The organism is Marinomonas aquiplantarum (assembly GCF_003314975.1).
Classification (GTDB): domain Bacteria; phylum Pseudomonadota; class Gammaproteobacteria; order Pseudomonadales; family Marinomonadaceae; genus Marinomonas; species Marinomonas aquiplantarum.
Genome location: NZ_QNRF01000010.1, coordinates 22,978 through 46,831, shown reverse-complemented (window position 1 = coordinate 46,831; position 23,854 = coordinate 22,978). Strand labels below are relative to the sequence as shown.

The window sequence follows — 23,854 nt, the reverse complement described above, 5'->3', positions numbered from 1 at the left end:
ACATGAGTCAAACATTAACGAAAGTGTCTTTCATTCCGCGCTTATTTGGTGCCTTTGGTCAATTTTTTAAATATTTGAGCAATGGGGATTATGCGGCTCGTTGTCTTGCCATAGGCCAAGGTGAAAAGTTGGCCTTTGAAGTAGAGCCGAAAGTCATCACAGAAGAAGTTGAAGTGATTCGCGAGATCGAGGTGGCTGCGCCGGCTCTCGCGTCAGTGAATACAGATGGTGCATTGCAATTGCTGCAACTTTTACAGCAAGAAGCGCGTTTTATTGACTTCGTGCAGGAAAGCATTGATGCCTATTCCGATGAAGAAGTGGGTGCTGCAGCGCGTCAAATTCATGCTGGTAGCAGCAAGGTTTTGGCGCAAAACTTTACCATTGAGGTGGTGAATTCGGCGCCTGAAAATACCTCGGTGACTGTCCCAGCGGATTATGATGCACAGCAAATCAAGCTGGAAGGTCGTGTCGAAGGAACGGGGCCATATTCGGGGAACTTGATTCACCCAGGCTGGCAAGTGACAGACATACGATTGCCTAAAGTCAGCCAAACCCAAAGCTTGTCTATTCTGGCGCCTGCTGAAGTCGAGGTGTAATCATGAGTGACTATGTCATTGGTATCGATTTAGGTACCACGCATTCGGCTGTCTACTTTTTAGAGAAAAACAAAGCGAATGAGCCGTCTCCTAGCTTACAGCAACTACTGATTCCTCAGTTAAGTGCTGCAGGGCAGGTGGTAGAACGTCCGCTATTGCCATCCTTTGTGTATTACCCTCATGCCACGGAATTTCTTGAAAGTGACTTACAGTTGCCGTGGGGGGAAACCTCGTACATTCTTGGTCAACTGGCCCGTGAATTGGGGGCAAAGTCATCTGGTCGTATGGTGCAAAGTGCAAAAAGTTGGTTATGCCATTCGCAAGTTGGGCCAGACGAAGCGGTATTGCCAATCGATGCTTTGGAAGAAGTCGACAAGGTGTCGCCCGCGCAGGTGACTGAAAGCTTGCTAGGCCATTTGGTGTCCGCTTGGAATCATGCTTTTCCAATGTCGCCGATGTCACAACAAGAGGTCGTCATTACGGTACCGGCATCATTTGACCCTGCCGCTCGAACGGTTACTGAACAAGCGGCTGAGAAAGTAGGATTAAGGGCGAGACTCATCGAAGAGCCTTTAGCGGCATTCTACGCTTGGTTAGCGGATCAGCAGGATTGGCAAAGCCAGTTAACGCTAGGCGAACAGATTCTTGTAGTTGATGTCGGCGGTGGTACTACCGATTTATCTTTGATTCAAGTGACCGAAGAATCGGGAGCGTTGGGCTTAGAGCGCATTGCTGTTGGTCGTCATATTTTGCTTGGCGGCGACAATATGGACATGACGTTAACCTACCATTTGGCTGGGCAATTAGCACAACAAGGTACCCAGCTAGAGCCATGGCAAATTAGTGGTTTGACTCAAGCGTGTCGGGATGCGAAAGAGCGTCTGCTTGCTAATCCTGAGCTAACGGACGCTTCGGTTGTGGTGCCAAGCCGTGGGCGCAGCATCTTTAACAAAAGCATCAAAGCGACGTTAACGCAGAGTGATGTTCAGCAGTTATTAATTGAGGGCTTTTTCCCTGCGGTGAGCGCGGGTGAGCAAGCTCAAAAAATAGCTCGTTCTGGTATCAGTACGATCAATCTGGATTACGAAAGTGACCCGGCGATCACTCGGCATATCAGTGAGTTTATAGGTCAATATCAGGCGAAGCCGACTAAAGTCTTGCTAAACGGTGGTGTGTTTAACGCTTCGCCTATGGTGACAAGTTTGTCTTCTCGACTGAGTGAACTGCTTGAAGGGGCTCAATTTACTATGTTGACGCCTGCTCACCTAGATCATGCGGTGGCGAAGGGCGCGACCTATTATGCTCAGGTTCAAGCCAATGGCGGAGTCAAAGTAAAAAGCGGTTTAGCAGCGAACTATTACATAGGGGTTGCCAGTCCCATGCCGGCGATTCCGGGTATGCCGCCACCAATAGATGCTATCTGTGTGGCGCCGTTTGGGTTGGAAGAAGGGAGTGATGAGCAAATGCTGCCAAATGAGTTCTCATTGGTTGTGGGTGAGCCCGTTCATTTCCGTTTCTTTCAATCGCAAAAAAGTGAAGCCGAACCCTTGGGTAAGGTCATTTCTTCTTTCTCCTTGGCTCAGCTAAACGAATTGAACCCATTAAGCATTCAACTTGATGAGGGACATTACGCCAAAGGCGAGATGGTACGTGTTTACGTTACTGCGCAAGTGACAGATTTAGGTTTGTTGCTGTTACAAGCTCACGATACTCGTTCGGATTTACAATGGAAAATTGAGTTTCAGGTGAGGGAAGGTTAATGACAAAAGGCGCTTATCGAGTTGGTATTGACCTAGGGACAACAAACTGTGTGGTGTCTTATTTAACACCAGAAGCGTCCGAGCCTTTGTTATTATCTATGCCGCAGTTCATGGCAGATGCGTCGGTACAAACGTTCGATTATCTGCCCAGTGCGATTTATCTTTTAGCCGACGACGAACTGGGTAAGATTGATCCTGTTTTACCTTGGCATAATAGCCAAGATAAAGACTACATTGTTGGAATGGGAGCTTTGGCATTAGGCCAACGTCGAGCGGGTCAATTGGTACAAAGTGCTAAAAGTTGGCTTAGTCATCGTCAAGTGGATCGCCGTGCGGCTATTCTGCCGTGGGGAAGTGAGCTAAAAAATAAAATCAGTCCACTCAAAGCCAGCGAACTCTTGTTGCAGCACATTCGTCAAAGTTGGAATCAGCAATTTGCCGATGCGCCTTTAGAGCAGCAGCAAGTGGCGTTAACCTTGCCGGCCTCGTTCGATGAAGAAGCCCGAGCTTTGACGCTAGAAGCGGCGAAGAAAGCAGGTTTGAATGATCTGTATTTATTAGAAGAACCACAAGCCGCTTGTTATCACTATATTAGTGATGACCAAAAGCGTGCGGATCTTGCGGATAAAAAAATGCTGCTGGTAGTGGATATTGGTGGTGGCACCAGTGACTTCAGTTTGGTATCGATTTTACCTAGCACGAAGAAGAACCACATTGCCTTGAAGCGAATCGCTGTTGGTGAACACCTATTATTGGGTGGCGATAATCTTGATCAAGCTTTGGCGTTTCAGTTGGATCCTAAACAAATCTCTGCTTTATCGGCGTCTCGATTAGCGGCCTTGGTGCAGCAAACCCGCCGAGCAAAAGAAACCTTGCTCAGTGATGACGCACCTGAATCCTTGAGTATTACGGTATTAGGCGGCGGCAGTCGATTGATTGGTGGTGCACAAAAATTCGATGTCTCTCGTGCTGCATTATTAGATCAAGTCAGCTCTGGCTTTTTCCCTATGGTCGCATTGGACGATAGCGTGCATAAAAGCTCATATGCGATGCATACGCTAGGATTAGCCTATGAATCTGATCCGGCTTTTACACGTCATATCGCGGATTTCATTCGTCAACACCAAGCCGATATTCAGCAAGCGACTCAGTCGTCTATGCCAGACGCTGTGCTTTTTAATGGTGGTTTATTTAACAGTGAGCTTCTAAAAAGCCAGTTGCTTAAGCAGTTAAATACTTGGACAGATCAGCCTATTTTAGAATGTCTTGCGGAAGCGCCGAACGAGGCGGTTGCCAAAGGGGCAGCTTGGTATCTGAAAGCCTTAGCCGGTGAAGGGCACCGAATTGAGAGCGGTGTGCCGCATAGCTTGTATTTAAAACTGGCAGAGCAGCAGTTTGTTTGTATCTTGCCTAAAGGCACATTGACGGCTGAACCCCTGACATTGTCACGGGATTTTATGGTGACCTTGGGAGAGGAAGTGCAATTTCCTCTTTATCGTGCAGGCGACCATATTATTGGCAAGCTTGGTGAGGTGCGTGACGAGTCAGGTCTACATTATATATCTACTTTAGCCACTGAGTTGGATGCGCAGCAAGACAGCGCAGAAGTGCAGGTCAATGTTGCTGCGCAAATGACTGAGGTGGGCATTCTGCAGCTGGAACTGTTAAGTGCGGGTTCATCTGACAAATGGCGTTTGGAGTTTTCCACGCAAGCTTCAGAAGAGCGTGTTACCCGCGACAATGAAGGTTTGCTCGCCGCCAAAATGGGCGAAGCAGAAGAGCATTTGGCGCGATGCTTTTCCAGTGCGGGTCAAAAGCAATCACCAGATTTGGTGAAATCGTTAAAACAAGATCTGGATCAATTACTTGGTGCTCGCGACGACTGGAGTTTGGCCACTTCTCGAAGAGTGGTGGATAAATTGCTGGTATTAAAGTCTGGTCGAGTGAAAAGTGCCCAGCATGAACGGCAGTGGCTTCAGTTATTGGGCTATTGTCTGCGCCCGGGTTATGGCGCAGAAGGCGATGAAAGCCGAGTTCAGCAAGTCATTAATTTAACCAAAGCAGGTACTCAGTTCGATAGTGCGGCCGTTTGGGGACAATATTGGACCTTGTATCGCCGTATTGCGGGTGGTTTGTCATTAGATCAACAAATGAACTTGTTTAAGCAGTTCAGCCAGTTCTATTCACCTGCGGGACAGCGCTCAAGAGAGAAAATGAAGGCGCTCGCCACCCGTTCTAGCGATGATCTCATTCGATTGATGGGCGCGTTGGAAAGCTTGTCCCTGTCTGAAAAACAAACCTTGGTAGAGTGGTTGTTGAAGCGTTTGACGAAATCGTCTGAGCCAGACACCGCTTGGTGGACGTTGGGACGAATTGCTTCTCGTCGTCTTTTGTCTGGAGAGGCGTCTGATCGATTGCCTGAGTCGGAGTTACAGGCCATTTTAGATCGAGCATTGAAAGAAGATTGGAAGAAACGTAAGCAAGCTGGTTTAGCTGCTGTTCTCATGTGCCAGATATCAGTCGGGGAATCGGATTGGTTGACTGACTATCGCAAGAAAGTGTCTAAAAAGTTAGTCAAAGACAAATGCCCATCGCAATGGGCAAGTCGTCTTGAGAGTCAGGTCGAGATCAGTTCGGAAGAATTAAATTCGTTAGTGGGCGAGAGTTTGCCCATTGGTTTGCGTTTATCTTCTGACTAGTCAATGGAAATGCCAAACAGGTTTATGTCCATGCGATAGGGAATGGCCTGTTTGTTCTGCTGCAATTGCTCTAATAAACTCAAATATTGCGCCATGGTATGGGCGAGCAAGTTCGCTTCACTCGGTAATTTATTGGTGAACTTGGTTGCTCTCATGGCGCTTTTTAGGCCACTGGTGATGGAATATTGGTGAGGTGCTAACAGGATGATCTCTTCTCCCATGTGCCAAAAAATGTCTAAATTCCGAATTTGTAATGGGCTGATGGGTGGCACTAAGGGGACGATGTCGTCTTGTGTTACGACGCGGATCAGAGGCAGGTCAGCAAACTTTTTAGCGCCACTGACATTGGTTACTTTGGGCTGTCCAAATGTCGTAATTTGCTCAAGCGGTAGGGATTCCTCTTGAACCAACATGCCCAATACTACGGCAATCGCGCCTCCTAGACTGTGACCTGTAATGCGAATTGGTTTGTTACTTCTTAAGTAGGGTCTAACATCTTCTAACACTTGCTGAGCGGCTTCGGCAAAGCCTTGATGTAGAAGAATACCCAGCGCTTTATTGGGTTGCAGTGAGACGGTTAAATCCACAATGACATTATTTAGGTTAGCAGTGCCACGAATCGCGATGGTTTGGTATTGGCTGTTTTCCGATAAAAAATACAGCACATCCGAATTGGGTATAACAGAATCATGTAATAAAACTTCGTCTTGTTGCGCTAGTTTATCCGCTAAAGTATTTGTGTTCAGCTCTTCTTGCTGAGCGGCTTCATAGGTATCCGAAGACAGTTGTGCCATGTGTTTTATGTGAGCAAAATCAGGTTCGGCTAACGCTGGATTAAAAGCACTGATTAGCAAAATAGAAAGTAATATAACGACTCGCATCAGCTTGTTTTATTCTCTATTGATAAAAGCCTAGCTTACGTGAAAATGGTGTGGTCGAACAGACTAGGCTAGCCTGTTCGACTGTAGAACATTAGTAAGCGCCAGCACTGTAAATTAATTCGTAGCTGTGGCTATAAATTTCCAAAATGTTACCAAACGGGTCTTCCATATAAATCATGCGATAAGGTTTTTCGCCAGGATAATAGTATCTTGGTTCTGGCATACGTTTTTTTCCGCCTGCCGCGACGATTTTATCGGCTAACTCTTCTACATTGGGATCTTGCACACAAAAATGGAAGATGCCTGTTTTCCAATATTCAAAATTGTTCTCAGGGTTTTGTTGGTTTTCAAATTGGAAAAGCTCTACCCCAATACGATCACCGGTGGAAAGGTGGGCGATGCGAAATGAATTCCACCCTGCACCAAATACATCAGTGCACATTTCACCTATGGCACTGTCATCTTCTGTAATGTCTGTTGGCGCCATGATTAGATACCAACCCAATACTTGAGTATAAAATTCAACGGCTTTTTCTAGATCAGGAACAGAAATGCCGATATGAGAAAAACTTCTTGGATATTGCTTTTGCATAATGATCTCCTTCGTTTGATGGAAGGCAGATTACAATTCCTTTTTAATTCTGTAAAATTATTAAAAATTATATATTTGAGTATTTTTTGTAATGATTAATCCGGTTTGGCTTAAAACATTTGTTACCTTAGTGGACGTTGGGCATTTCACCAGAGCGGCCGACAGTTTGCATATGACGCAGTCTGGAGTCAGTCAGCAAGTGAAAAAATTAGAGGAGCATTTGTCTGTTGAATTGTTAATGCGGGAAGGCAAACGCTTCAGCTTAACCGACAGGGGACAGACACTTTATCAAGAGGCAAAGCGGTTGTTAGAGTCGCTGAATAACCTTGAGCGTAAGGTCATGGCCGATCCAGCTTATGAAGGGGTTGTCAGCATTATGTCTCCTGGCAGTGTCGGATTAAACTTGTATCCTCAATTACTGGATCTACAGCGGTCTCACAAAGAATTGATCTTAGAGTACCGCTTTGCTTCAAACGAGGATGTTGAAGCCGCGGTGTTGGAGGATAGGATCGATTTTGGTTTGATGACTTATCCTGCTAAGAGTCTTGATGTTGTTTCAAATCAATTAGCTGAAGAAGCTTTGCTTTTGGTGACACCTGCTGAGTTTTCTGAGGTGACTTGGCAAAACTTATTGTCACTAGGCTTGGTAGATCATCCTGATGGTAAGCATCATACCAGTCTATTGTTGTCAGCGAACTTTGAAGACTTTCAGCATGTTGGTCAAATTCCCAAAAAAGCATTTTCTAATCAAATTAGTTTGATTTTAGAGCCTGTTAGTCGAGGGATTGGTTTTACGGTTTTGCCAAATTATGCTGTAAAGGCGTTTGCAAAACAGGACTTAATTCGTGTTCATAGCATGTCTAATCGTGTTACTGAGCCTTTGTATTTAGTACAAAGAAAAGGCCGTTTACAACCAAATCGAGTGAAACATTTGATGAGTGAGGTATATAGATCTGTTGGTTGTAAAAAGGAGGTAAGTTAATGACGAAAAATCATGAAAAAAGTGTGTTTTAAGGGGTAAAAGACTAGACATAAAGTTGGTTAGAAATTAATCTATACACGACTTGATCAAGTGGTGATTTTACCACATTCCATTGTCAAGACGTTCGATAAAGCCTCAGAAAAATAACAATTGCCGCTCGGCAGCCTAAAACGAACCTTGTCATGCATTTGAAAGCAACTGCTTCAATATGCAATTGGGGTCAAGATTGTTTAATTCGATCATTCATATGAGGCTCAATATGACTAAACTAACGACTTTCTTCGCATCCCTTGTTTCTCTTTTTAGTACAAAAGACAATTGTGAAACGAAACAAGCGATTAATGAATTGAAATCTTACTCAGATCGCGAATTGGCTGAGTTGGGTATTTCTCGATTTAACATTAAAGAGGCGGTTCAATATGGCCGTCAATCAGCAGCTTAAGCCAGTCTTTTTGCAAGTTTAAAAGCCAAGCATATGCTTGGCTTTTTTGTGTGCGCTTTTTGAAAAAAGACAACTTTTTCTTAAAAATTGCTAAACAGAATTAAATACTTTAATTTTATACCTAGGAACAGATAACTTTGAAATGATCTCAAGGAGTGAGATATGTGGATACGATTTTTTTTGATTGGGCTTATGATAAGCCTTCCCGCCTCAAGCATTGCCCAAACAGATGTGCAATTAGCCACTCAATTTAGTGACGAAACTCGCGTTAAAGATTACCTTATTAGCGAAAAATACGATGGTATTCGAGCCATCTGGACCGGATCTAAGCTGATTACTCGTAAAGGAAATGACATTAATGCGCCGCAGTGGTTCACCGAAAAACTGCCCAATATTTGGTTAGATGGTGAGCTTTGGACTCAGCGGGATGACTTTGCCAACGTTATGTCGATCGTGCGAAAGAAACAGCCGGTTGAGCATGAGTGGCGACAAATAAAATACATGATCTTTGATGCCCCAGACCAAGAACGAAGCATGACGTTTGAACAGCGGTATGCTCGTTATAAACGTATTTTAGACCACCTTGATTTGCCTCACGTGATACCAGTGGAACAATTTACCGTAGCGAGCTTACCTGAACTGTACGATCGATTGAATGAATATGTTGCATCAGGTGCGGAAGGCTTGATGTTGCATCGTAAAATGGCGGTGTTTGAAAGTGGTCGTACAGATAACTTATTAAAACTCAAACCTTATGAAGAAAAAGAGGCGAAAGTAATCGCTTTGTTACCCGGTCAGGGGAAATATGAACATAAAATGGGGGCGATTTTAGTGGAAATGCCGTCAGGTGTGCGTTTTAAAATTGGCAGTGGTTTCAGTGATCAAGAAAGAGAAAATCCGCCAGCAGTGGGCTCAACGGTTATCTTCAAGCACAGTGGCTTTACCCAGCGAGGTATTCCTCGTTTTGCGGTGTTTCAAAGGTTAAGATATTCCGTCTATTAAATGACGAAAGAGTGAGTTGTGACGGAAATACATTGTTTACCTGGCACTATGTGTGATGAACGACTTTGGCAGCAAGCCAATGAATATTTAGATCAAAATATTCTGTTAACACATCAAGCTATTCCGTTTGAAAGTTCATTGGATGATATGGTGGCTTGTTTGTTAAAACGATTGCCTGACTCGCCAGTGAATTTACTGGGGTTTTCCATGGGAGCATACTTAGCCGCTGCATTGGCGGTAAGACACCCTCATAGGGTACAGCGGTTGATGCTGGTATCCAATCTTGCAACTGGGTTGCCCGAAGCAGAGCGTCAGCAAAGGCAAGTGGCACTCAATTGGGTGGCTAAGCAAGGTTATTCTGGTATACCGAGAAGGAAAGCGCAGTCGATGCTGGCGGCATCTTCTCGAGACAATGAGCATTTGATTGCCCTGATTCAGGCGATGGATGGCGCGTTGGGCGAAGCCTCTTTGGTGCAACAATTAACGGCCAGTTTAGAGCGACCAGATTTAATCACTCGTCTTAAAGAATTAAAGATACCAATTCATGTCTTGGCGGGAACGGAAGATAGTTTGTTGTCTGTATCTGATCGGCAACGCTTTAAAGACAGTCATGTCGCAGAATGGTTTGATATCCATACTTGTGGCCACATGATACCGATAGAACGACCACAGTGTTTTGCTAAGTATGTGCAAGCGTGTTTTACCGAATAGGTTTTCTACCAGCTGAATTCATGCTTTGCATGATTGGCTGGAGTGGCCTTTACAATGTTGGGCAAAACAAACTGTGCATGGTTTCTATCAAGGTTTTCACCCGCTGATCGCCTAAACTGTAATAGATAGTTTGGGATTCACGACGAGTGGCGACCAGATTGTCTTTTCGAAGCACAGCAAGATGTTGTGATAAAGCAGACTGGCTAAGTGGGAGCTTTTCATTCAAGGCCGTGACCGACATTTCGCCTTCTAATAAATGACATAAAATTAATAATCGATTCTCATTGCTTAGTGCTTTCAGAAACACGGCAGCTTGGGACGATTGTGTAATCATCTCCTGCATTGTCATGGAATTATTGGCCATACATCTTTCCTTTATGTCGCATTGCTTTGCATTGTCTCATCAAAAAAAAGTCATCCACAATGTCTGTGGATAAATCTGGGGGTAGTATTAGTTAATATTTATTCTCATCAAGTAAGACGGCCTCTGTCTAATTTGTTCAAAAAATAAACAGTGGCCGTTGTGTGATCCTGATTACTTAAAGTCGAAACGTGTCCAAATAGGTGCATGGTCTGATGGTTTTTCCAAACCTCGCAATTCATAATCGACGTCGGCTTCCGCTACATAGGGGGTTAAGCCTGCCGAGGATAAGATGACATCGATTCGAAGACCTCGTTTAGGGTCGTCGTCAAAGCCTTTCGATCGGTAGTCAAACCAGCTGAATCGGTCATTTTTAGAGGGGTTCAGGTGGCGGTAGGTGTCAGTGAATCCCCAATCTAATAAGGTTTTAAACCATTCTCTTTCTTCTGGCAAAAAGCTGCATTTACCAGTCTTTAACCAGCGTTTCGCGTTATTTTCTCCAATGCCTATGTCGAGATCTGTTGGTGAAATGTTAACGTCACCCATGACAATGATTTTCTCGTCCGCAGTATGATTCTCAAGGTAGTTCATTAAGTCAGCGTAGAACTTGCGTTTCGCAGGGAATTTCGTCTCATGATCGCGATTTTCACCTTGTGGAAAATACCCATTCAGAACCTTGACTGGCCCGTGAGGTGTATCAAAAGTGGCGATGATCATACGTCGTTGGGCATCGTCATCATCACCTGGAAATCCGTATTCCACTTGAGTGGCTTGTTGTTTACTGAATATGGCGACTCCGTAATGAGATTTCTGGCCGTAATAATAGGCGTGATAGCCAACGGCTTGAGGGATTTCATGAGGAAAAGCGTCATCGTGGACTTTGATCTCTTGTAAACCAATCACATCAGGTTGATGTTTTTCTACTAGAGCATCAATTTGGTGTGGTCGAGCGCGCAGACCATTAATATTAAAAGAGACAAACTTCATAGCATCTTTCCAACTGTATTTTTTGCCAATAATAGCAGATGTGGCGTCGTCAATCTTGTCTTTGCTTTGCACATTTAAATGCTTTTTTTGATCGCTCTAATAGAATGATTCTTTTGAACTTTTTTGGTTAGCCCTGCTACACTGGCGAGATAGATTTATAAAGCATGATGTTGGAGAAATACATAATGGCTTATCAATACGATTTATTTGTTATCGGTGCTGGCTCAGGCGGAGTAAGAGCAAGTCGAGTGGCAGCGTCAAAAGGTTACAAAGTAGCGGTTGCGGAAGGCAGCGCATTAGGCGGAACCTGTGTCAATATTGGTTGTGTGCCAAAGAAATTATTCGTGTATGGTTCTGAATTTGGTCATGGTTTTGAAGAAGCAGCAGGTTTTGGTTGGCAACATGAAGGCGTATCATTTGATTGGTCTGTTTTGCGTGACAACAAAACCAAGGAAATTGAACGATTAAATGGTATTTATGGCAATTTATTAAACAATGCTGGAGTGGACTTGATCAAAGGCTATGCCAGTTTTGTGGATGCCAATACAGTCGAAGTAAATGGTCAAACTTACACGGCCGAGCGTATTTTGATCGCGGTTGGTGCTAAGCCATTTATTCCTGACTTCGAAGGTAATGATCTTGTGGTCAGTTCCAATGAAATGTTTTATTTAGAATCACTTCCTAGTAAAGCATTGGTTGTCGGCGGGGGTTACATTGCCGTTGAGTTTGCCGGTATTTTGAATGGCTTGGGGGTAACAACCACATTAGCGTATCGTGGTGATCAACTGTTGCGTGGTTTTGATGAAGATGTGCGCAACTTTGCTAGCGTCGAATACGAGAAATCAGGCATTGATGTGCAATTAAACACGGATGTGGAACGTATTGAGTTGGTTGATCCTAAGCAACCCAATGGTTCTCGTATGGTGCACTTTAAAGATGGACGTAGTGAAGAGTTTGGCTTGGTTCTATACGCGACAGGCCGTGTGCCTAATGTTGGTTCTTTAGGTCTAGATAAAGCCAATATCATTACAGGTAAAAATGGTGCTGTGGTCATTGATAGTAACTTCACTACATCGGTGTCAAGTGTATTTGCCCTTGGTGATGTCACCGATAATATTCAACTGACCCCAGTTGCGATCAAAGAAGCCATGGCGTTGATTGATTACTGGTTTGAAGGTAAACCGGTGAATTTTGATTACGATAATATTCCTACTGCGGTATTTAGCCAACCGGCAATTGGTACTGTGGGATTGAGTGAGCAAGAAGCCGAAGCCAGAGGGTTAGATTTCCGCGTTTATCAAACGGATTTCCGTCCAATGAAGCACACGTTGAGCGCCAGTACTTCTCGTTCATTAATGAAGCTACTGGTGAACAACGCTAATGACAAAGTGATTGGTGCGCACATGGTGGGGGATTATGCCGGTGAGATCATTCAAGGTCTGGGTATTGCCATTAAAGCGGGCGCGACCAAAGCCGATTTCGACGCTACTGTTGGTGTTCACCCAACGAGCGCAGAAGAATTTGTGACTTTCTCAGAAGGATCGCTTAAAAAACGTGAGTAATTAAAAAGCATAAATAACAACCTCTAAAAAGACGCCTTGTGCGTCTTTTTTTGTTTATAAAAGCCTTATGTTCCAATTGCTTAACAGCATTCGTTTTGGTAAATTACAAAATCTTACGTAATGCTTACGTTGTTTTACAAATACATGGAGTTTATAAGGAAATGAAAAAAGTATTGTTGGGTGTTTTAGCTATTTCAGGGGCTTCTATGGCAATGGCCGCAGATAAGCCTTTTACCGCAGAGGTGTTGGTGGGGAAAACTAGTCAAAAAGTAAAAAATTCTGTAGACAGTGATGATACTTCTCTGGCTTTAAGAGTTGCCTATCAATTTGTTCCATCTTGGTCAGCAGAGCTTGCATATCATGATTATGGAACGGCTTCTTCTCGTTTGATTGATGAAGATGATAAATATACTGACACTTTCACTTCTTCAGCCATAAACGTAGGCATTAAAAAATCATTTGAGATAAATGATGCCCTTACAGTTAATGCCCGTTTAGGAATTTCGCTTTGGGATACCGAATACACCAGTGAATATGATGATAAAAGTTTGTCGGATGATACTAAATTGTCTGATACAAGTAATGACCTATATTATAGTGTCGGTTTTGAATATTTAATTAAAGAAGATATGTTTGTTTCAGCCAACTACTCTGTATCTTCAATGGATGGTGCTTTTGAAGTAGATGGTACTAAATACAAATTTGAAAACGATACCAGTACTGTAGCTATAGGATTTGGCTACCAATTCTAAGAATGAATCCCTCCGAGCTCACTCCATATCAAAGTGAGCTCACATTTTCTAATACTGTCTTTTCTGCTCATAAATAAACTTCACATCCATGATGTTTTTTACTTTGCCGTTATCCAGCAATATGTCCCCATGAATGTAGCCACCTCGGCTGCGATAAATTGGTACTTGATCAAATGAGCCTTTTTTATGGGCAATCCAGGTGAGTAGGGCCAGTGGGGCGACATCATCGAAACGACAATATATGTGTTCAGATGATGGGGTGAATAGACCATGATGCGCCATTTGTTTGAAGAGAGCGCTTGCCAACGTATCCGATAATGTCATAAAGAAAGGGTCTTTTGTTGAGCGATGCATTTCCAATGAGGCAAATAAGAGTAAAGGATCGATTGATCCATCAAATTCGATAGCTTTTCTTTTTTGCCAATCACCCAAGCCAAAGTGTGCTGCCATAGCGCAAACAGTCGGCCAGAGTGCTTGGCTTCTAGATTCACACCAGTTCGTCACGTAAGCAAGGAAGACATGGGCAGGAAGAGGGCGGCGAAGCAGTTCTTGACCTTGTTGGCCATAATAACCAAAGCGTGGAATCTTGTGACCGGTGAGGTCTTTACCATCCGCGAACATGGGTTTTATTTCGTTGGTATCCGAGTCGTAAGCGTAATGCGCCCAGGCTTCTAGCCCTTCGGTTGTCCAATTCAGTAATTGTTTGCCTCTTGTGCCTAACTCTCTGGCGAGTAACGTTTGTGCTAAGGCGCAGTCACCGTAAATACCTTCAGGGCCATTGAGCGCTTCTTCGTCAATCTTGAATAGCACCCAAGCTTCTTTTGCGACATCGCCGTATTCTGGGCCAAATTGACGTTGTGCTCTGTCACCCCAAAACGAAAAGGTATATTGCGGATGGTGCTCATCCGTTGGTGCGTTGCCGGTTTTAAGGGGTTGATTGTATTGATAGCAACCCAACTGGGTATCAGGGTGTCGACTGTTGACGTACTGACGCATTAAATGTTCCGCCCAATATAGGGCTTTCTCATCTTCATCCATGGCATATAGCATGCCGGCACTGAACACCAAATCGTTGCCAATATTCACGAAGGACAAGCCTTTCATTTCTCGTAAAGGGGATAAGTTAGCTTGCTTGGGTTTATCCCAAACACTTAATTCATCAAAATCCAAACCGTATTGACCATGACGGGACATTTCCATATGTTGCCAATTAGTGACGTGGGTGTTCCAGATGGCCTTGATCAATTTGCGGGTGGCAGCTGGGTTGGTTTCGTACATAAGTTCATAAAAAGGACAGTGATGTTTAAGTTCATGCACCATGTTTTTGTTTTCAGGGCCGACCGAGTCTAAGGTTTTTAAATCAATAAAAGAGTGACCGCCCCAGCGGATTAAGCCGCTTGCATCGGCATGATCGAAATGCCATTGAATGGCGTTTTGAGCTGCTTGTTTGTATTGAGGGTCTTGGGTGACATTAGACAAACCAACAAAAAAACGAAATAGGTTTTGCTGGCTTGCAAGGTTGGACGGTTGCCATATCCGACCATCGGTATTTTTCCAACTAATCGGTTGTTTGCTTTGGGCATGACAACCATCAAACAATAAAGGCGTACCATGATAAGGGTCGCTAAAATCGCGCAAAATGGTATCAGCATATTGAGTGAGATAATCCAGTACAGCTTGCATTATGACGTCCTGTTATTTTTATTGGTACTGATTGTTAGGCGGTGTTGGGTATTGATAATAGCGAAATATCAAATGTGATTCCATAAAATAAAACGTCATTTCAAAATTTGAATTTCGCATGAGGTAGGTATACTCAGTCACATGCGTTTTCTGTATAGAGCTAGTCTTAATTTCGATTGCCTCAGTACTTGGGCTTCTTTACCCTAGTGAAAATCGACCATTGTTAAGAGTATCGAATGAACCAAGTATTAAGCACTTTGCAACCAGAGCCCGTTTGGCGACATTTTCAAACCCTATGCAGTATTCCAAGGCCTTCTTTTCATGAAGCTCAATTACGAGATCATCTGATCTCTTGGGCGGAGTCACTTGGTTTATCGACTTATATTGATCCAGTGGGTAATTTGGTGATTCGTAAGCCTGCTAGTCAAGGAATGGAGGACAGACAAACAGTTGTCTTACAAGGTCACTTGGATATGGTGGCGCAAAAAGAAGCAGACCTTGAGCATGATTTCACTAAAGACCCTATTCAAACTCAAATCATTGACGGTTGGGTGTCGGCAAAAGGCACGACGTTAGGTGCGGATAATGGTATTGGTGTGGCAGCCGCCTTGGCGGTATTAGAGTCTACTGACCTTGAACACGGACCAATCGAAGCTTTGTTTACCATAGAGGAAGAAACTAGCCTACGAGGTGCTTTGCAGCTTGAGGAAGGTATTTTACAAGGTAAAATTCTACTCAATTTGGATTCCGAAGACCGAGGTGATGTCTACATTGGTTGTGCCGGTGGCGTCGATATTAACATCGATAAGCTTTATACGCCGATTCCAGCTACCGCAGACAAAAAAGCCTATGACATTACGATTTCTGGCTTACGCGGTGGTCACTCTGGTTTGGACATCCACAAAGGTCGTGCCAGCGCCAACGTATTGATTGTCAGATTACTCACTTTGTTAAGAGAACATTGTGATTTTGGGTTAAGCGCTTTTTCAGGTGGTACTCTTCGTAATGCCATTGCGCGTGACGCTAAGGCAACAATCAATCTGAAAGCCTGTGATGAGGCTGTCCTATTCCGTTTTATTGAAACCTTTGAGGCAAGTGCCAAGCTTGAATTTGCTTCCATTGAAGCGGACTTAAAAGTGAGCTTAACGCCAGCGACACTTGACTCTGAACTGGATGCTACGGACACAGGCAGTTTGTTAAATGCTTTATATTGTGCCCCTCATGGGGTTCATAGAATGAGTGCAGAATTAGAGGGTGTGACAGAAACGTCGTGCAATTTAGGGGTCATCAACCTGACTAACGCCGCATCAGGGATAAAGAAATTTGATGCCTGTTTGCTCGTCCGCTCATTAGTTGATTCTGCCGTAGAACATCAAGCTTATGTCGCCAAGTCGGCATTTTCTTTGATTGATGCCCAAGTTCGTTTGGAAAATGGCTACCCAGGTTGGCGTCCCGATCCGAATGCAGGCTTACTGAAAGCATTTTTGCAAGTGCATAAAGAGGTCATGGGTTATGAAGCGAATGTCAAAGTCATTCATGCAGGTTTAGAGTGCGGCATTATTGGGGCAAAATATTCCGGTATGGAGATGGTGTCTTTTGGCCCCAACATACGAGGTGCGCACTCGCCAACGGAGCGCATGGAGATTGATTCTGTATCCGATTTTTGGGATTTGTTGTTGGCCTTATTAGCCTCAACGCCAAAAGCTTAAAATACAGTGATGGTGCCACCTTAGATACGCTTCAAGGGTGGTGCTCAGGGATATAAGTTTAATCAAGATTAGAGGGTTCATTTAATAGGTTTCTAAATGAACGGATTCAATTTGCATAGGAGTACAGCTGCCTTGGGTGATGTATTGATAATGAATTGTGTAGTTTTCTCCTTTGATTGGCGCAGAAGAAAATAGATTAAGCGCTGCTTCAAACTGATTATGCTTATTGCTTAACATCACATAACTTTTATCAATATGTGAGACGGTTGCTGACTCGATGCCATTTCTGTATTGGCATGCACCGCCAACTTTTGTATCACAAGCGGTTATTAGCGCTAACATGATAAAGAGTATGATAATAAATAGGCAGGGATGACGTGTTCGTAAACTGAAGCCTGATAAAGAATGGATGAGGTTTGACATTAGGCACAGCCTTCGATGTATAAAACGCTTGGCACTCGCCCAGCTTTGATAATATCAATGTTGTCGTTAATATAATCCACGACAATGGCTTTGGTCTTACTTGAATTGTACCAGCGTAAATACACACCATTCTCATATTCATGAGGTGCTATTTCAATGTCAGGATATTTTTTAGAAAAGTCGGCCAAACTAAGTGAGTGTGACGCTAATTCATAGAAGGGGCTTTCTTTGTCAATGACATTGAGTTGGTCGGTATCTATCCGTTCAATAACATGATTAACGACCATGACGGACACATTAGGGTAGTCATCGAAGCGAATATACTGGCATTCATTGACTAGAGTTGATTGGATGGTAAACGCTAACTGGGTATCTGTCAGTCTTTCCCCAAATTTAATCGACCCGAAATGATCATGGTGTACTTTAAGCGTGTCTGTGTTGTTAGTGAGATGATTGGCTGCGCTTATGTGGCTAATACCAAGACAAATGAATATCACAATCAAACTGTAGATTGGCTGACTATAATGGATATTAACCTCCAGCGGTTTGGTTGTGAGTGTGATGGTTAGGAATTGACCACTTTTACAGATTAGTGATTCAGGCGCATAAAGCAAGTCACAGGAAACGAAACTGACTTAATATCTTAAAAATAGGATCCAAGCTTACCCTGATAAACTGTGTCATAATCTTGGTTTTAAATTCGCTTAGGTTTGATCATGGAGTCAGAAAGACTGACGATAAGTTTGAATGGTAAGAAGGCTGACGTAGAGGCGGGTGACAACCTTCTGATGGCGTTGCTTGCTAACCAATTTGACGTTCATTATGGCTGCCGTGCTGGTGCCTGTGGCGCATGTCGTTTATACGATCAAAAGAATGGTGAGTCTATCCTAGCTTGCCAAACTCAGCTTGTTTCTCCCTTAATGTTGACGACTCAACCTGTCTCAACAAGCCTTGCTTTTTCCCTTATTTCCACAAAACGACTAGATGAAGCCAATATTGAATTGACCTTGATGGGGCCAAGCGATGAGTCTTTTGGGGATCGCCTACGCTTGTCATTTGATCAAGAAGGCTTGGCGGAAGAATTCATGGCTTTAAACTCAGCTGGGCAAGCGTTGACGTTAGTGCTAGCAAAGTCGCAGATATCGGCTGAAAACTGGCATAAAGCGATGAATCTTGCACCAGCGGATCGTGTTTTTTTGCAGCTTCAACAGGGGATTAGGAAAGGTCGTTTGTTGTATGAATTAGGGGTTGATCAAGGGCCTTGGTTGGTGGTTTTAGCCGCCGAAAATATCGCTTATGAAACCCATTGGCGAGAGGTGCTCGCGAACGAGAATTGCGATCTATTAGCCTGTTGTACATTATCCGCTGAACCTGAGAACCTAGTGGAACAGGTTGTTTTGCGGGAAGCCTTTTCGCAAGTTTTGAGTAAAACTAACTCAACTGATTTAAACATTCTGTATCATGGCCAAAAACGCTCCCTGCAACAATGGGAAGCCTATTTAAGACCATTACGTATTCGAACTCATCAGCTGCATTTTGTGCGCTGAATAATCAAATTAGGTTACCAAATGAAGATTTTACACACCTCAGATTGGCATTTGGGGCAACATTTCATGGGTAAGTCCCGTCGTGAAGAACATAAGGCATTTATTGAGTGGCTTTTGATTGTGGTAGAGCAAGAGTCTATTGAAGCCGTTATCATCGCTGGTGATGTGTTTGATACCGGCTCTCCGCCAAGTTACGCTCGTGAAATCTACCATCAATTGGTGTTGGAGATGCGTGCAAGAAAATGTCAGTTGGTGGTGATTGCGGGTAATCATGACTCGGTGAGTATGCTCAATGAGTCGAAGAGTTTATTGGCCTATCTGGATGTTCAGGTCATTTCTCAAGCGGATTTAACCGACTTAAACTCACATGTAATTTCTCTAAAGGACCATCAAGGCAACGAAGCTGCTTGGCTTTGTGCCGTGCCGTATTTACGTCCAAAGGACATTGTTCAAAGTCAATCGGGTCAATCAGAGCAGGACAAAAAAGAAGCGTTATTACAGCAAATTAAAGACTTCTACTTCAGCCTTTATCAGGTCGCCACACAGCGTAATGTCGATAGAAAAGAGCCATTGCCTATTATAGGGACTGGCCATCTTACCGCATTTGGCAGTCAGCTTAGCGAGTCAGTTCGTGATTTGTATGTTGGTACTCTGGATACCTTACCCACATCGGTTTTCCCACCTTTTGATTATTTAGCATTAGGTCATATTCATCGACCGCAGGCCATAGGCAATAACGGTTGCTTTCGTTATTCCGGTTCACCCATTCCTCTCAGTTTTGACGAATTAGGTCGTGAAAAATCGGTGGTGATTATTGATACCAATTTATTGTCTAAAGATAACCAGGTTATGGATGATCTATTTGCTGAGCAAGAAGAACCAGTGGCGCTAAAAGAGGTTCCGTGTTTTCAGTCTATGACTAGCTTGCAAGGAGATCTACAAAGTCTAGTGTCACAGATTGATGGCTTATCTTGTGAAGAAGGCAAAACCATTTGGCTGGAAGTGTCTGTCATAGCGGATGAATACTTAAGTGATTTGCATAAGCAGTTATTACAAGCCGTAGAAGGCAAGCCTATTGAGTTGCTAAGAGTGATGCGTAAAAAAACACAAAGTGAAAACTCGGTTTCTTTTACTGAGCGACAAACCCTATCTGAATTATCCGTTGAGGAAGTTTTCGATCGCAGTGTTGCCGCCAGCTTGGATTTGCCAGATGAGCAAAAGACTGCTTTGTCGCAGCTCTTTCAACAGTGCCTAGAAGCGGTGAGTGAGCAGACGGCAGGCCACAGTAATAGCCAAGAGGAGACAGTCGAATGAAGATTTGTAAGCTACGACTCAAGAACCTCAATTCCCTAAAAGGGGAATGGCAGATCGATTTTACCAAAAGCCCATTTGATGAAGCGGGGGTCTTTGCCATTGTCGGACCCACTGGTGCAGGCAAGTCCACCTTATTAGATGCCATTTGTTTGGCTTTGTATCATGAGACGCCTAGATTAAAAGTCTCGCCTAGTCAAAATGACGTTATGACTCGCCATACAGCGGAATGTTTGGCGGAGGTGGAATTTGAAGTAAAGGGTAAAGGCTATCGAGCTTTTTGGTCGCAAAGAAGAGCGCGTAATGTCAGTGATGGCAAGCTGCAACCCATGAGTTGTGAATTAAGTGAGATTGATGGCAGCATCATCACCACTAAGATAAACGATAAAATCGACAAAATTGCTGAAATAACAGGGCTGGATTTTGCTCGTTTTACTAAGTCTATGCTGCTGGCGCAAGGCGGCTTTTCGGCTTTTTTGAATGCCAAAGCCAATGAACGTGCTGAATTGTTGGAAGAACTGACCGGCACGGAAATTTATGGGCAAGTATCGAAATGGGTGTTTGATAAGCACAAGCAAGAAAAGCAAGCGATCGTGGCGCTGGAGCTGGCTAGTCAACAAACGCCGTTGATGTCAGCTGATGATCTCCAAGCTTTGAAGCAAAAAGAGGCACAGTTTGCCGAACAAGACGCAACTTATGCTAAGCAAGTAGCAAGTTATCAAAGGGCATTTGAGTGGCAGGCAAAGCAAGCAGAACTCCAACAACAAGAACACAATGCTGCACAGTCATTGGCTGAAACGGAAGCGTCGCTGCTGGCTTTTGCCGATCAGAAAGACGCATTGGAACAGGCACAAAAAGCGCAAAGTCTTGATGCGGATTTTGCCAAGCTGATGGAGGTTCGTGATGCTTTGGCTCAACTCAAAGACGAATGCCTTTCTCTGGAAAAAAATAAGCAAGATAAGGTTGATGCACAACAAGAGATCACTAAGAACCTTGAGATCAGTAAAGAGAATTTGGCGGCGATCAAGAAGGAAGCTGAGCAGTTACAGCAACAGATCCAACATAAAATTCAGCCTTTGGTCTTGCAAGAGCAAGGGTTATCTAGTCAGCTAGATGAGCAGAAAGCCTTAGTTGAGCAAGCTCATCGGAAACATCAATTACTGCTAGATGAAGGAGAGCAGCGAGAAAAAGCATTAGCTCAAACCATGGCTTCTATTGAGCATAACCAGCAAAAGCTTGACCAATACCAAGGCATGGAAAAGGTTGAAGCAGAGTTGGCCAATTGGCAGCATCAATTAGATAGCCTGTCTGTCAATCATCAGACATTAGGGCAATCGTCATCATCGGTGCAGCAAAAGCAGCAAACTTATGATGAGGCTCTTAGTCAGCAGCGACAGCATGTGACACTTGGCGAGACCTCAAGTAATGACTGGCAAATCAAACAGCAATATCATGCTGAAGCGTTGCAAGCCTTTCATGAGCTTACTGGTGGTCAGGATTGGCAAACTTGGTCGGACCAGGCTTTACAGGTTGAAAGGCAAGCGCAAGTTAGTCAGCAGATAGAGCAATTGTTGCAGGATTATCAGTCGAATGAGCTTGAGCAAAGTCAGCTTGAAGAGAAGGTCAGTCAATTAAACATTCAAATAGTAAACATAAAACAACAGCTGGTGGATGCTCGACAGTCCTATAAAGAAAAAGCCGCGCATCAGAAAACTCTTGAGCAGCTGGTGGAAGCAGAACGTCATATTACTGCTTTAACCACGCTTCGTGAGCAACTTCATGAAGGGCAATCTTGTCCATTGTGTGGCTCAGAACAACACGATTTGCATCAGGCCTTGTACCAGCAAGATTCTGGCCACCAGCAGCAGTTGATGACCTTGAATCAGTCTTTAGACACAGTGAAGCAACAAGGTCAAACGCTAGCAGCAGATGAAAAACTGTTAGCAAAAGAGGTTGCATTACTCGGTCAGCAGCTCTTGAGTTTGCAAGAGCAACAAGAACAAAGAAAACAACAAGTTTTGCCTTTATTGTCTAGTTTAGGTTTATCTCCTCATTATCTAGAAGATAGCCAGAATGCTCGACTCGATGTTTTGGGCAATCAACAACAGGTCTTACCTTTCATACAAGCATGGCAAGCTGTCCAGCAAATACAGTCTCCTGTTCAACAAAAGTACAGTGCTGTTATGCAGCTTGAAAAAGAGCTGCAAGCTTTGCAAGAACAGCGTCAAAATTATGAGGCTCGATTAGCCGAATTGGATGCTCATCTGCAGTTAGCCAAACAAGCGTTAGAAACTGAGCAAAGCCGACAGAAAGAGGTGATGAACAACATTGCTCATGCAGAGCAGGCGCTTCAACATGCGATGCAACATGCTGGTGTGCCACAAACTTTGTTTGATCAACCTATGACTCAGATAATCGCACGTTTACAACAAGATGTGATGGCGTGGAAAGAGGCTAAATCGTCACAAGATAAGCTCATGCAAACGCGAGATCAGGCGCAGTTCGAACAGAGTAAACTCAAATCCGGCCTAGATGAAAGCCAGAGTAATCTGAAGAAAGTTGATAACAAGCTGAGTGAACTAAATCAGCAGATTGCGAAGGTTCGTGAAGCCTTATCTGATTTGCTTGGGGATGAGACGGTCGACTCCCTGCAGCAGGTCATGAAAGAAAAGCTGACACACGCTGAGCAGGAGCAACATTTACAACAATCCCAATGGCAGGCCTTGCAGGATGACTTATTAGCTCTGACGACTGAGCTTAAATCTATGCAGGCTAATATCGAAAAGCAGTTGAAGCATGAGCAAGTTTTGCAACCTAAATGGTTCGCAAGCTTGGAACAGGTAGGCTTTAACGATGAACAAAGCTGGCAAGCAGCGCGTGTTTCAGAGCAACAGCGGCAAGAATGGCAAGCAATGGATAGCACATTGCAAGCTCGTTTTGCTCAACACCAAACGCTACTCACTCAAGCCCAACAGAACTTGCAACAGCATCATGAAATGCAAAATGAGTTGGCTGATCCGTCCTTGTTGTTGATTAATCTGGATGAGTTGAAAAGGAAACGGGATGAGCTGCAAACTCAACAGCAAGCCTTGCATCGTGAGTGGGGGGTGGTCACTGAACAGTTGAAACAAGAGGAGCAGCGTAGCAAGCAAGTAGCGAGTTTACTTGAGGAGCTGGAGAAAAAACGAGCTGATTTTGTGCATCTAGAGCGTCTCAATTATGTTATCGGTTCGGCAGATGGTGCTAAGTTCAGACGGTTTGCGCAAAGCCTAACGCTGGATCATTTAGTGTATTTAGCCAACCAACATTTGCAGGTATTACATCGTCGTTATCAACTAAAACGTCGTGAGCAAGATACACTTTCCCTTGAGGTGGTTGATACTTGGCAGGCGGATGCCAGTCGAGATACAAAAACCCTGTCTGGTGGCGAGTCTTTTTTGGTGAGTTTGGCTTTAGCTTTGGCTCTTTCCGATTTGGTATCCCATAAAACCAGTATTGATTCTTTGTTTCTTGATGAAGGTTTTGGCACGTTGGACAGTGAAACTTTGGAATCCGCTTTGGACGCGTTAGACAACTTGCATTCTTCGGGTAAGACCATTGGCATCATCAGCCATATTAGTGCGTTGAAAGAGCGAATTCCTGTGCAAATTAAGTTAACGAAGCAAAGTGGTTTGGGGGTGAGTCGATTGGCGCCTGAATTTTCCGTCACAGATTGATTATCTATGGTGCAAAAGTTTTCCCCAGTTTAATGGGAACAAGTATGTAAGTAACTTGTAAAACCTCAATGGAATCATAAAGTTAAAAGATCGCTCAATATTGAGCACTCAAGCTACATGAGGCACTATAAGAGAGCA

General features: G+C 43.9%; 20 protein-coding genes. 13 read left to right on the top strand and 7 right to left on the bottom strand.

Annotation, left to right across the window (positions count from 1 at the left end; all coding sequences use genetic code 11):
• Positions 1–2 precede the first annotated feature (2 nt).
• From DFP76_RS15540 to DFP76_RS15530, 3 genes are read left to right on the top strand one after another with little or no spacing between them, the layout of a single operon-like run.
• Complete coding sequence (locus tag DFP76_RS15540) at positions 3–596, top strand: DUF2760 domain-containing protein (RefSeq protein WP_113875522.1); 594 nt, start codon at positions 3–5, stop codon at positions 594–596.
• Positions 597–598: 2 nt separating this feature from the next.
• Positions 599–2,356 (top strand): Hsp70 family protein, encoded by a 1,758-nt coding sequence (locus DFP76_RS15535; RefSeq protein ID WP_113875521.1) that lies wholly within the window; start codon positions 599–601, stop codon positions 2,354–2,356.
• Positions 2,356–5,055, top strand: a complete 2,700-nt coding sequence (locus DFP76_RS15530; RefSeq protein ID WP_113875520.1) for a hsp70 family protein — start codon at positions 2,356–2,358, stop codon at positions 5,053–5,055. Before DFP76_RS15535 ends, DFP76_RS15530 begins: the two co-directional genes overlap by 1 nt.
• Here the strand turns inward: DFP76_RS15530 and DFP76_RS15525 are convergent.
• Together DFP76_RS15525 and DFP76_RS15520 are read right to left on the bottom strand one after the other, a co-directional pair.
• On the bottom strand, positions 5,052–5,936 hold the full coding sequence (locus DFP76_RS15525) for a lipase family protein (protein ID WP_113875519.1): 885 nt from the start codon (positions 5,934–5,936) through the stop codon (positions 5,052–5,054). The two genes, DFP76_RS15530 and DFP76_RS15525, sit on opposite strands and share 4 nt — an antisense overlap.
• 91 nt (positions 5,937–6,027) lie before the next feature.
• Positions 6,028–6,528 carry a lactoylglutathione lyase family protein gene (locus DFP76_RS15520; RefSeq protein WP_113875518.1) on the bottom strand — a complete coding sequence of 167 codons (501 nt, stop codon included), beginning with the start codon at positions 6,526–6,528 and terminating at the stop codon, positions 6,028–6,030.
• 91 nt (positions 6,529–6,619) lie between these two features.
• Here DFP76_RS15520 and DFP76_RS15515 point away from each other — a divergent pair, with 91 nt between their 5' ends.
• From DFP76_RS15515 to DFP76_RS15500, 4 genes are all read left to right on the top strand, one after another.
• The gene (locus DFP76_RS15515; RefSeq protein ID WP_113875517.1) at positions 6,620–7,510 is read left to right on the top strand and encodes a LysR family transcriptional regulator; all 891 of its coding nucleotides are present in this window, start codon (positions 6,620–6,622) and stop codon (positions 7,508–7,510) included.
• 259 nt (positions 7,511–7,769) lie between these two features.
• Complete coding sequence (locus DFP76_RS15510) at positions 7,770–7,952, top strand: DUF1127 domain-containing protein (protein WP_113875516.1); 183 nt, start codon at positions 7,770–7,772, stop codon at positions 7,950–7,952.
• 162 nt (positions 7,953–8,114) lie between these two features.
• Positions 8,115–8,954 (top strand): DNA ligase, encoded by an 840-nt coding sequence (locus tag DFP76_RS15505; protein ID WP_113875515.1) that lies wholly within the window; start codon positions 8,115–8,117, stop codon positions 8,952–8,954.
• Between the two features lie 18 nt (positions 8,955–8,972).
• On the top strand, positions 8,973–9,665 hold the full coding sequence (locus DFP76_RS15500) for an alpha/beta fold hydrolase (protein WP_113875514.1): 693 nt from the start codon (positions 8,973–8,975) through the stop codon (positions 9,663–9,665).
• 49 nt (positions 9,666–9,714) lie between these two features.
• On the opposite strand, the gene DFP76_RS15495 is transcribed toward DFP76_RS15500, so the two are convergent.
• Together DFP76_RS15495 and xthA are read right to left on the bottom strand one after the other, a co-directional pair.
• Entirely contained in the window at positions 9,715–10,029 is a 315-nt protein-coding gene (locus tag DFP76_RS15495; RefSeq protein ID WP_197465326.1) for an ArsR/SmtB family transcription factor, read from the bottom strand.
• Positions 10,030–10,200: 171 nt separating this feature from the next.
• The gene (gene xthA, locus DFP76_RS15490) at positions 10,201–11,013 is read right to left on the bottom strand and encodes an exodeoxyribonuclease III (protein ID WP_113875564.1); all 813 of its coding nucleotides are present in this window, start codon (positions 11,011–11,013) and stop codon (positions 10,201–10,203) included.
• Between the two features lie 185 nt (positions 11,014–11,198).
• Between xthA and gorA the strand changes: the two genes are divergently transcribed.
• Positions 11,199–12,575, top strand: a complete 1,377-nt coding sequence (gene gorA, locus DFP76_RS15485) for a glutathione-disulfide reductase (RefSeq protein ID WP_113875513.1) — start codon at positions 11,199–11,201, stop codon at positions 12,573–12,575.
• Between the two features lie 161 nt (positions 12,576–12,736).
• Positions 12,737–13,327, top strand: a complete 591-nt coding sequence (locus tag DFP76_RS15480; protein ID WP_113875512.1) for a DUF6268 family outer membrane beta-barrel protein — start codon at positions 12,737–12,739, stop codon at positions 13,325–13,327.
• Between the two features lie 48 nt (positions 13,328–13,375).
• Here the strand turns inward: DFP76_RS15480 and DFP76_RS15475 are convergent, their stop codons facing one another.
• A complete protein-coding gene (locus tag DFP76_RS15475; protein WP_113875511.1) occupies positions 13,376–15,010 on the bottom strand; it encodes a pectate lyase in 1,635 nt (544 codons plus the stop codon).
• A gap of 236 nt (positions 15,011–15,246) precedes the next feature.
• Here DFP76_RS15475 and DFP76_RS15470 point away from each other — a divergent pair, with 236 nt between their 5' ends.
• Positions 15,247–16,719, top strand: coding sequence for an aminoacyl-histidine dipeptidase (locus DFP76_RS15470; protein WP_113875510.1), 1,473 nt, complete (start codon positions 15,247–15,249; stop codon positions 16,717–16,719).
• A gap of 81 nt (positions 16,720–16,800) precedes the next feature.
• On the opposite strand, the gene DFP76_RS15465 is transcribed toward DFP76_RS15470, so the two are convergent.
• Positions 16,801–17,142, bottom strand: a complete 342-nt coding sequence (locus DFP76_RS15465; protein WP_113875509.1) for a hypothetical protein — start codon at positions 17,140–17,142, stop codon at positions 16,801–16,803.
• Positions 17,142–17,639, bottom strand: coding sequence for a hypothetical protein (locus tag DFP76_RS15460; RefSeq protein WP_147084225.1), 498 nt, complete (start codon positions 17,637–17,639; stop codon positions 17,142–17,144). Before DFP76_RS15460 ends, DFP76_RS15465 begins: the two co-directional genes overlap by 1 nt.
• Before the next feature lie 219 nt (positions 17,640–17,858).
• On the opposite strand from DFP76_RS15460, the gene DFP76_RS15455 reads away from it, so the two are divergent.
• From DFP76_RS15455 to DFP76_RS15445, 3 genes are read left to right on the top strand one after another with little or no spacing between them, the layout of a single operon-like run.
• Positions 17,859–18,689, top strand: coding sequence for a 2Fe-2S iron-sulfur cluster-binding protein (locus tag DFP76_RS15455; protein WP_113875507.1), 831 nt, complete (start codon positions 17,859–17,861; stop codon positions 18,687–18,689).
• A gap of 21 nt (positions 18,690–18,710) precedes the next feature.
• Positions 18,711–20,003 (top strand): exonuclease subunit SbcD, encoded by a 1,293-nt coding sequence (gene sbcD / locus DFP76_RS15450; protein WP_113875506.1) that lies wholly within the window; start codon positions 18,711–18,713, stop codon positions 20,001–20,003.
• Positions 20,000–23,716, top strand: coding sequence for an SbcC/MukB-like Walker B domain-containing protein (locus DFP76_RS15445; protein WP_113875505.1), 3,717 nt, complete (start codon positions 20,000–20,002; stop codon positions 23,714–23,716). Before sbcD ends, DFP76_RS15445 begins: the two co-directional genes overlap by 4 nt.
• Positions 23,717–23,854 lie beyond the last annotated feature (138 nt).

Bases quoted from the DNA above. Each gene is read 5' to 3' on its own strand.
- DFP76_RS15540 (WP_113875522.1), top strand. From the start codon at position 3: ATGAGTCAAACATTAACGAAAGTGTCTTTCATTCCGCGCTTATTTGGT.
- DFP76_RS15535 (WP_113875521.1), top strand. From the start codon at position 599: ATGAGTGACTATGTCATTGGTATCGATTTAGGTACCACGCATTCGGCT.
- DFP76_RS15530 (WP_113875520.1), top strand. From the start codon at position 2,356: ATGACAAAAGGCGCTTATCGAGTTGGTATTGACCTAGGGACAACAAAC.
- DFP76_RS15525 (WP_113875519.1), bottom strand. From the start codon at position 5,936: ATGCGAGTCGTTATATTACTTTCTATTTTGCTAATCAGTGCTTTTAAT.
- DFP76_RS15520 (WP_113875518.1), bottom strand. From the start codon at position 6,528: ATGCAAAAGCAATATCCAAGAAGTTTTTCTCATATCGGCATTTCTGTT.
- DFP76_RS15515 (WP_113875517.1), top strand. From the start codon at position 6,620: ATGATTAATCCGGTTTGGCTTAAAACATTTGTTACCTTAGTGGACGTT.
- DFP76_RS15510 (WP_113875516.1), top strand. From the start codon at position 7,770: ATGACTAAACTAACGACTTTCTTCGCATCCCTTGTTTCTCTTTTTAGT.
- DFP76_RS15505 (WP_113875515.1), top strand. From the start codon at position 8,115: ATGTGGATACGATTTTTTTTGATTGGGCTTATGATAAGCCTTCCCGCC.
- DFP76_RS15495 (WP_197465326.1), bottom strand. From the start codon at position 10,029: ATGGCCAATAATTCCATGACAATGCAGGAGATGATTACACAATCGTCC.
- xthA (WP_113875564.1), bottom strand. From the start codon at position 11,013: ATGAAGTTTGTCTCTTTTAATATTAATGGTCTGCGCGCTCGACCACAC.
- gorA (WP_113875513.1), top strand. From the start codon at position 11,199: ATGGCTTATCAATACGATTTATTTGTTATCGGTGCTGGCTCAGGCGGA.
- DFP76_RS15480 (WP_113875512.1), top strand. From the start codon at position 12,737: ATGAAAAAAGTATTGTTGGGTGTTTTAGCTATTTCAGGGGCTTCTATG.
- DFP76_RS15475 (WP_113875511.1), bottom strand. From the start codon at position 15,010: ATGCAAGCTGTACTGGATTATCTCACTCAATATGCTGATACCATTTTG.
- DFP76_RS15470 (WP_113875510.1), top strand. From the start codon at position 15,247: ATGAACCAAGTATTAAGCACTTTGCAACCAGAGCCCGTTTGGCGACAT.
- DFP76_RS15465 (WP_113875509.1), bottom strand. From the start codon at position 17,142: ATGTCAAACCTCATCCATTCTTTATCAGGCTTCAGTTTACGAACACGT.
- DFP76_RS15455 (WP_113875507.1), top strand. From the start codon at position 17,859: ATGGAGTCAGAAAGACTGACGATAAGTTTGAATGGTAAGAAGGCTGAC.
- sbcD (WP_113875506.1), top strand. From the start codon at position 18,711: ATGAAGATTTTACACACCTCAGATTGGCATTTGGGGCAACATTTCATG.
- DFP76_RS15445 (WP_113875505.1), top strand. From the start codon at position 20,000: ATGAAGATTTGTAAGCTACGACTCAAGAACCTCAATTCCCTAAAAGGG.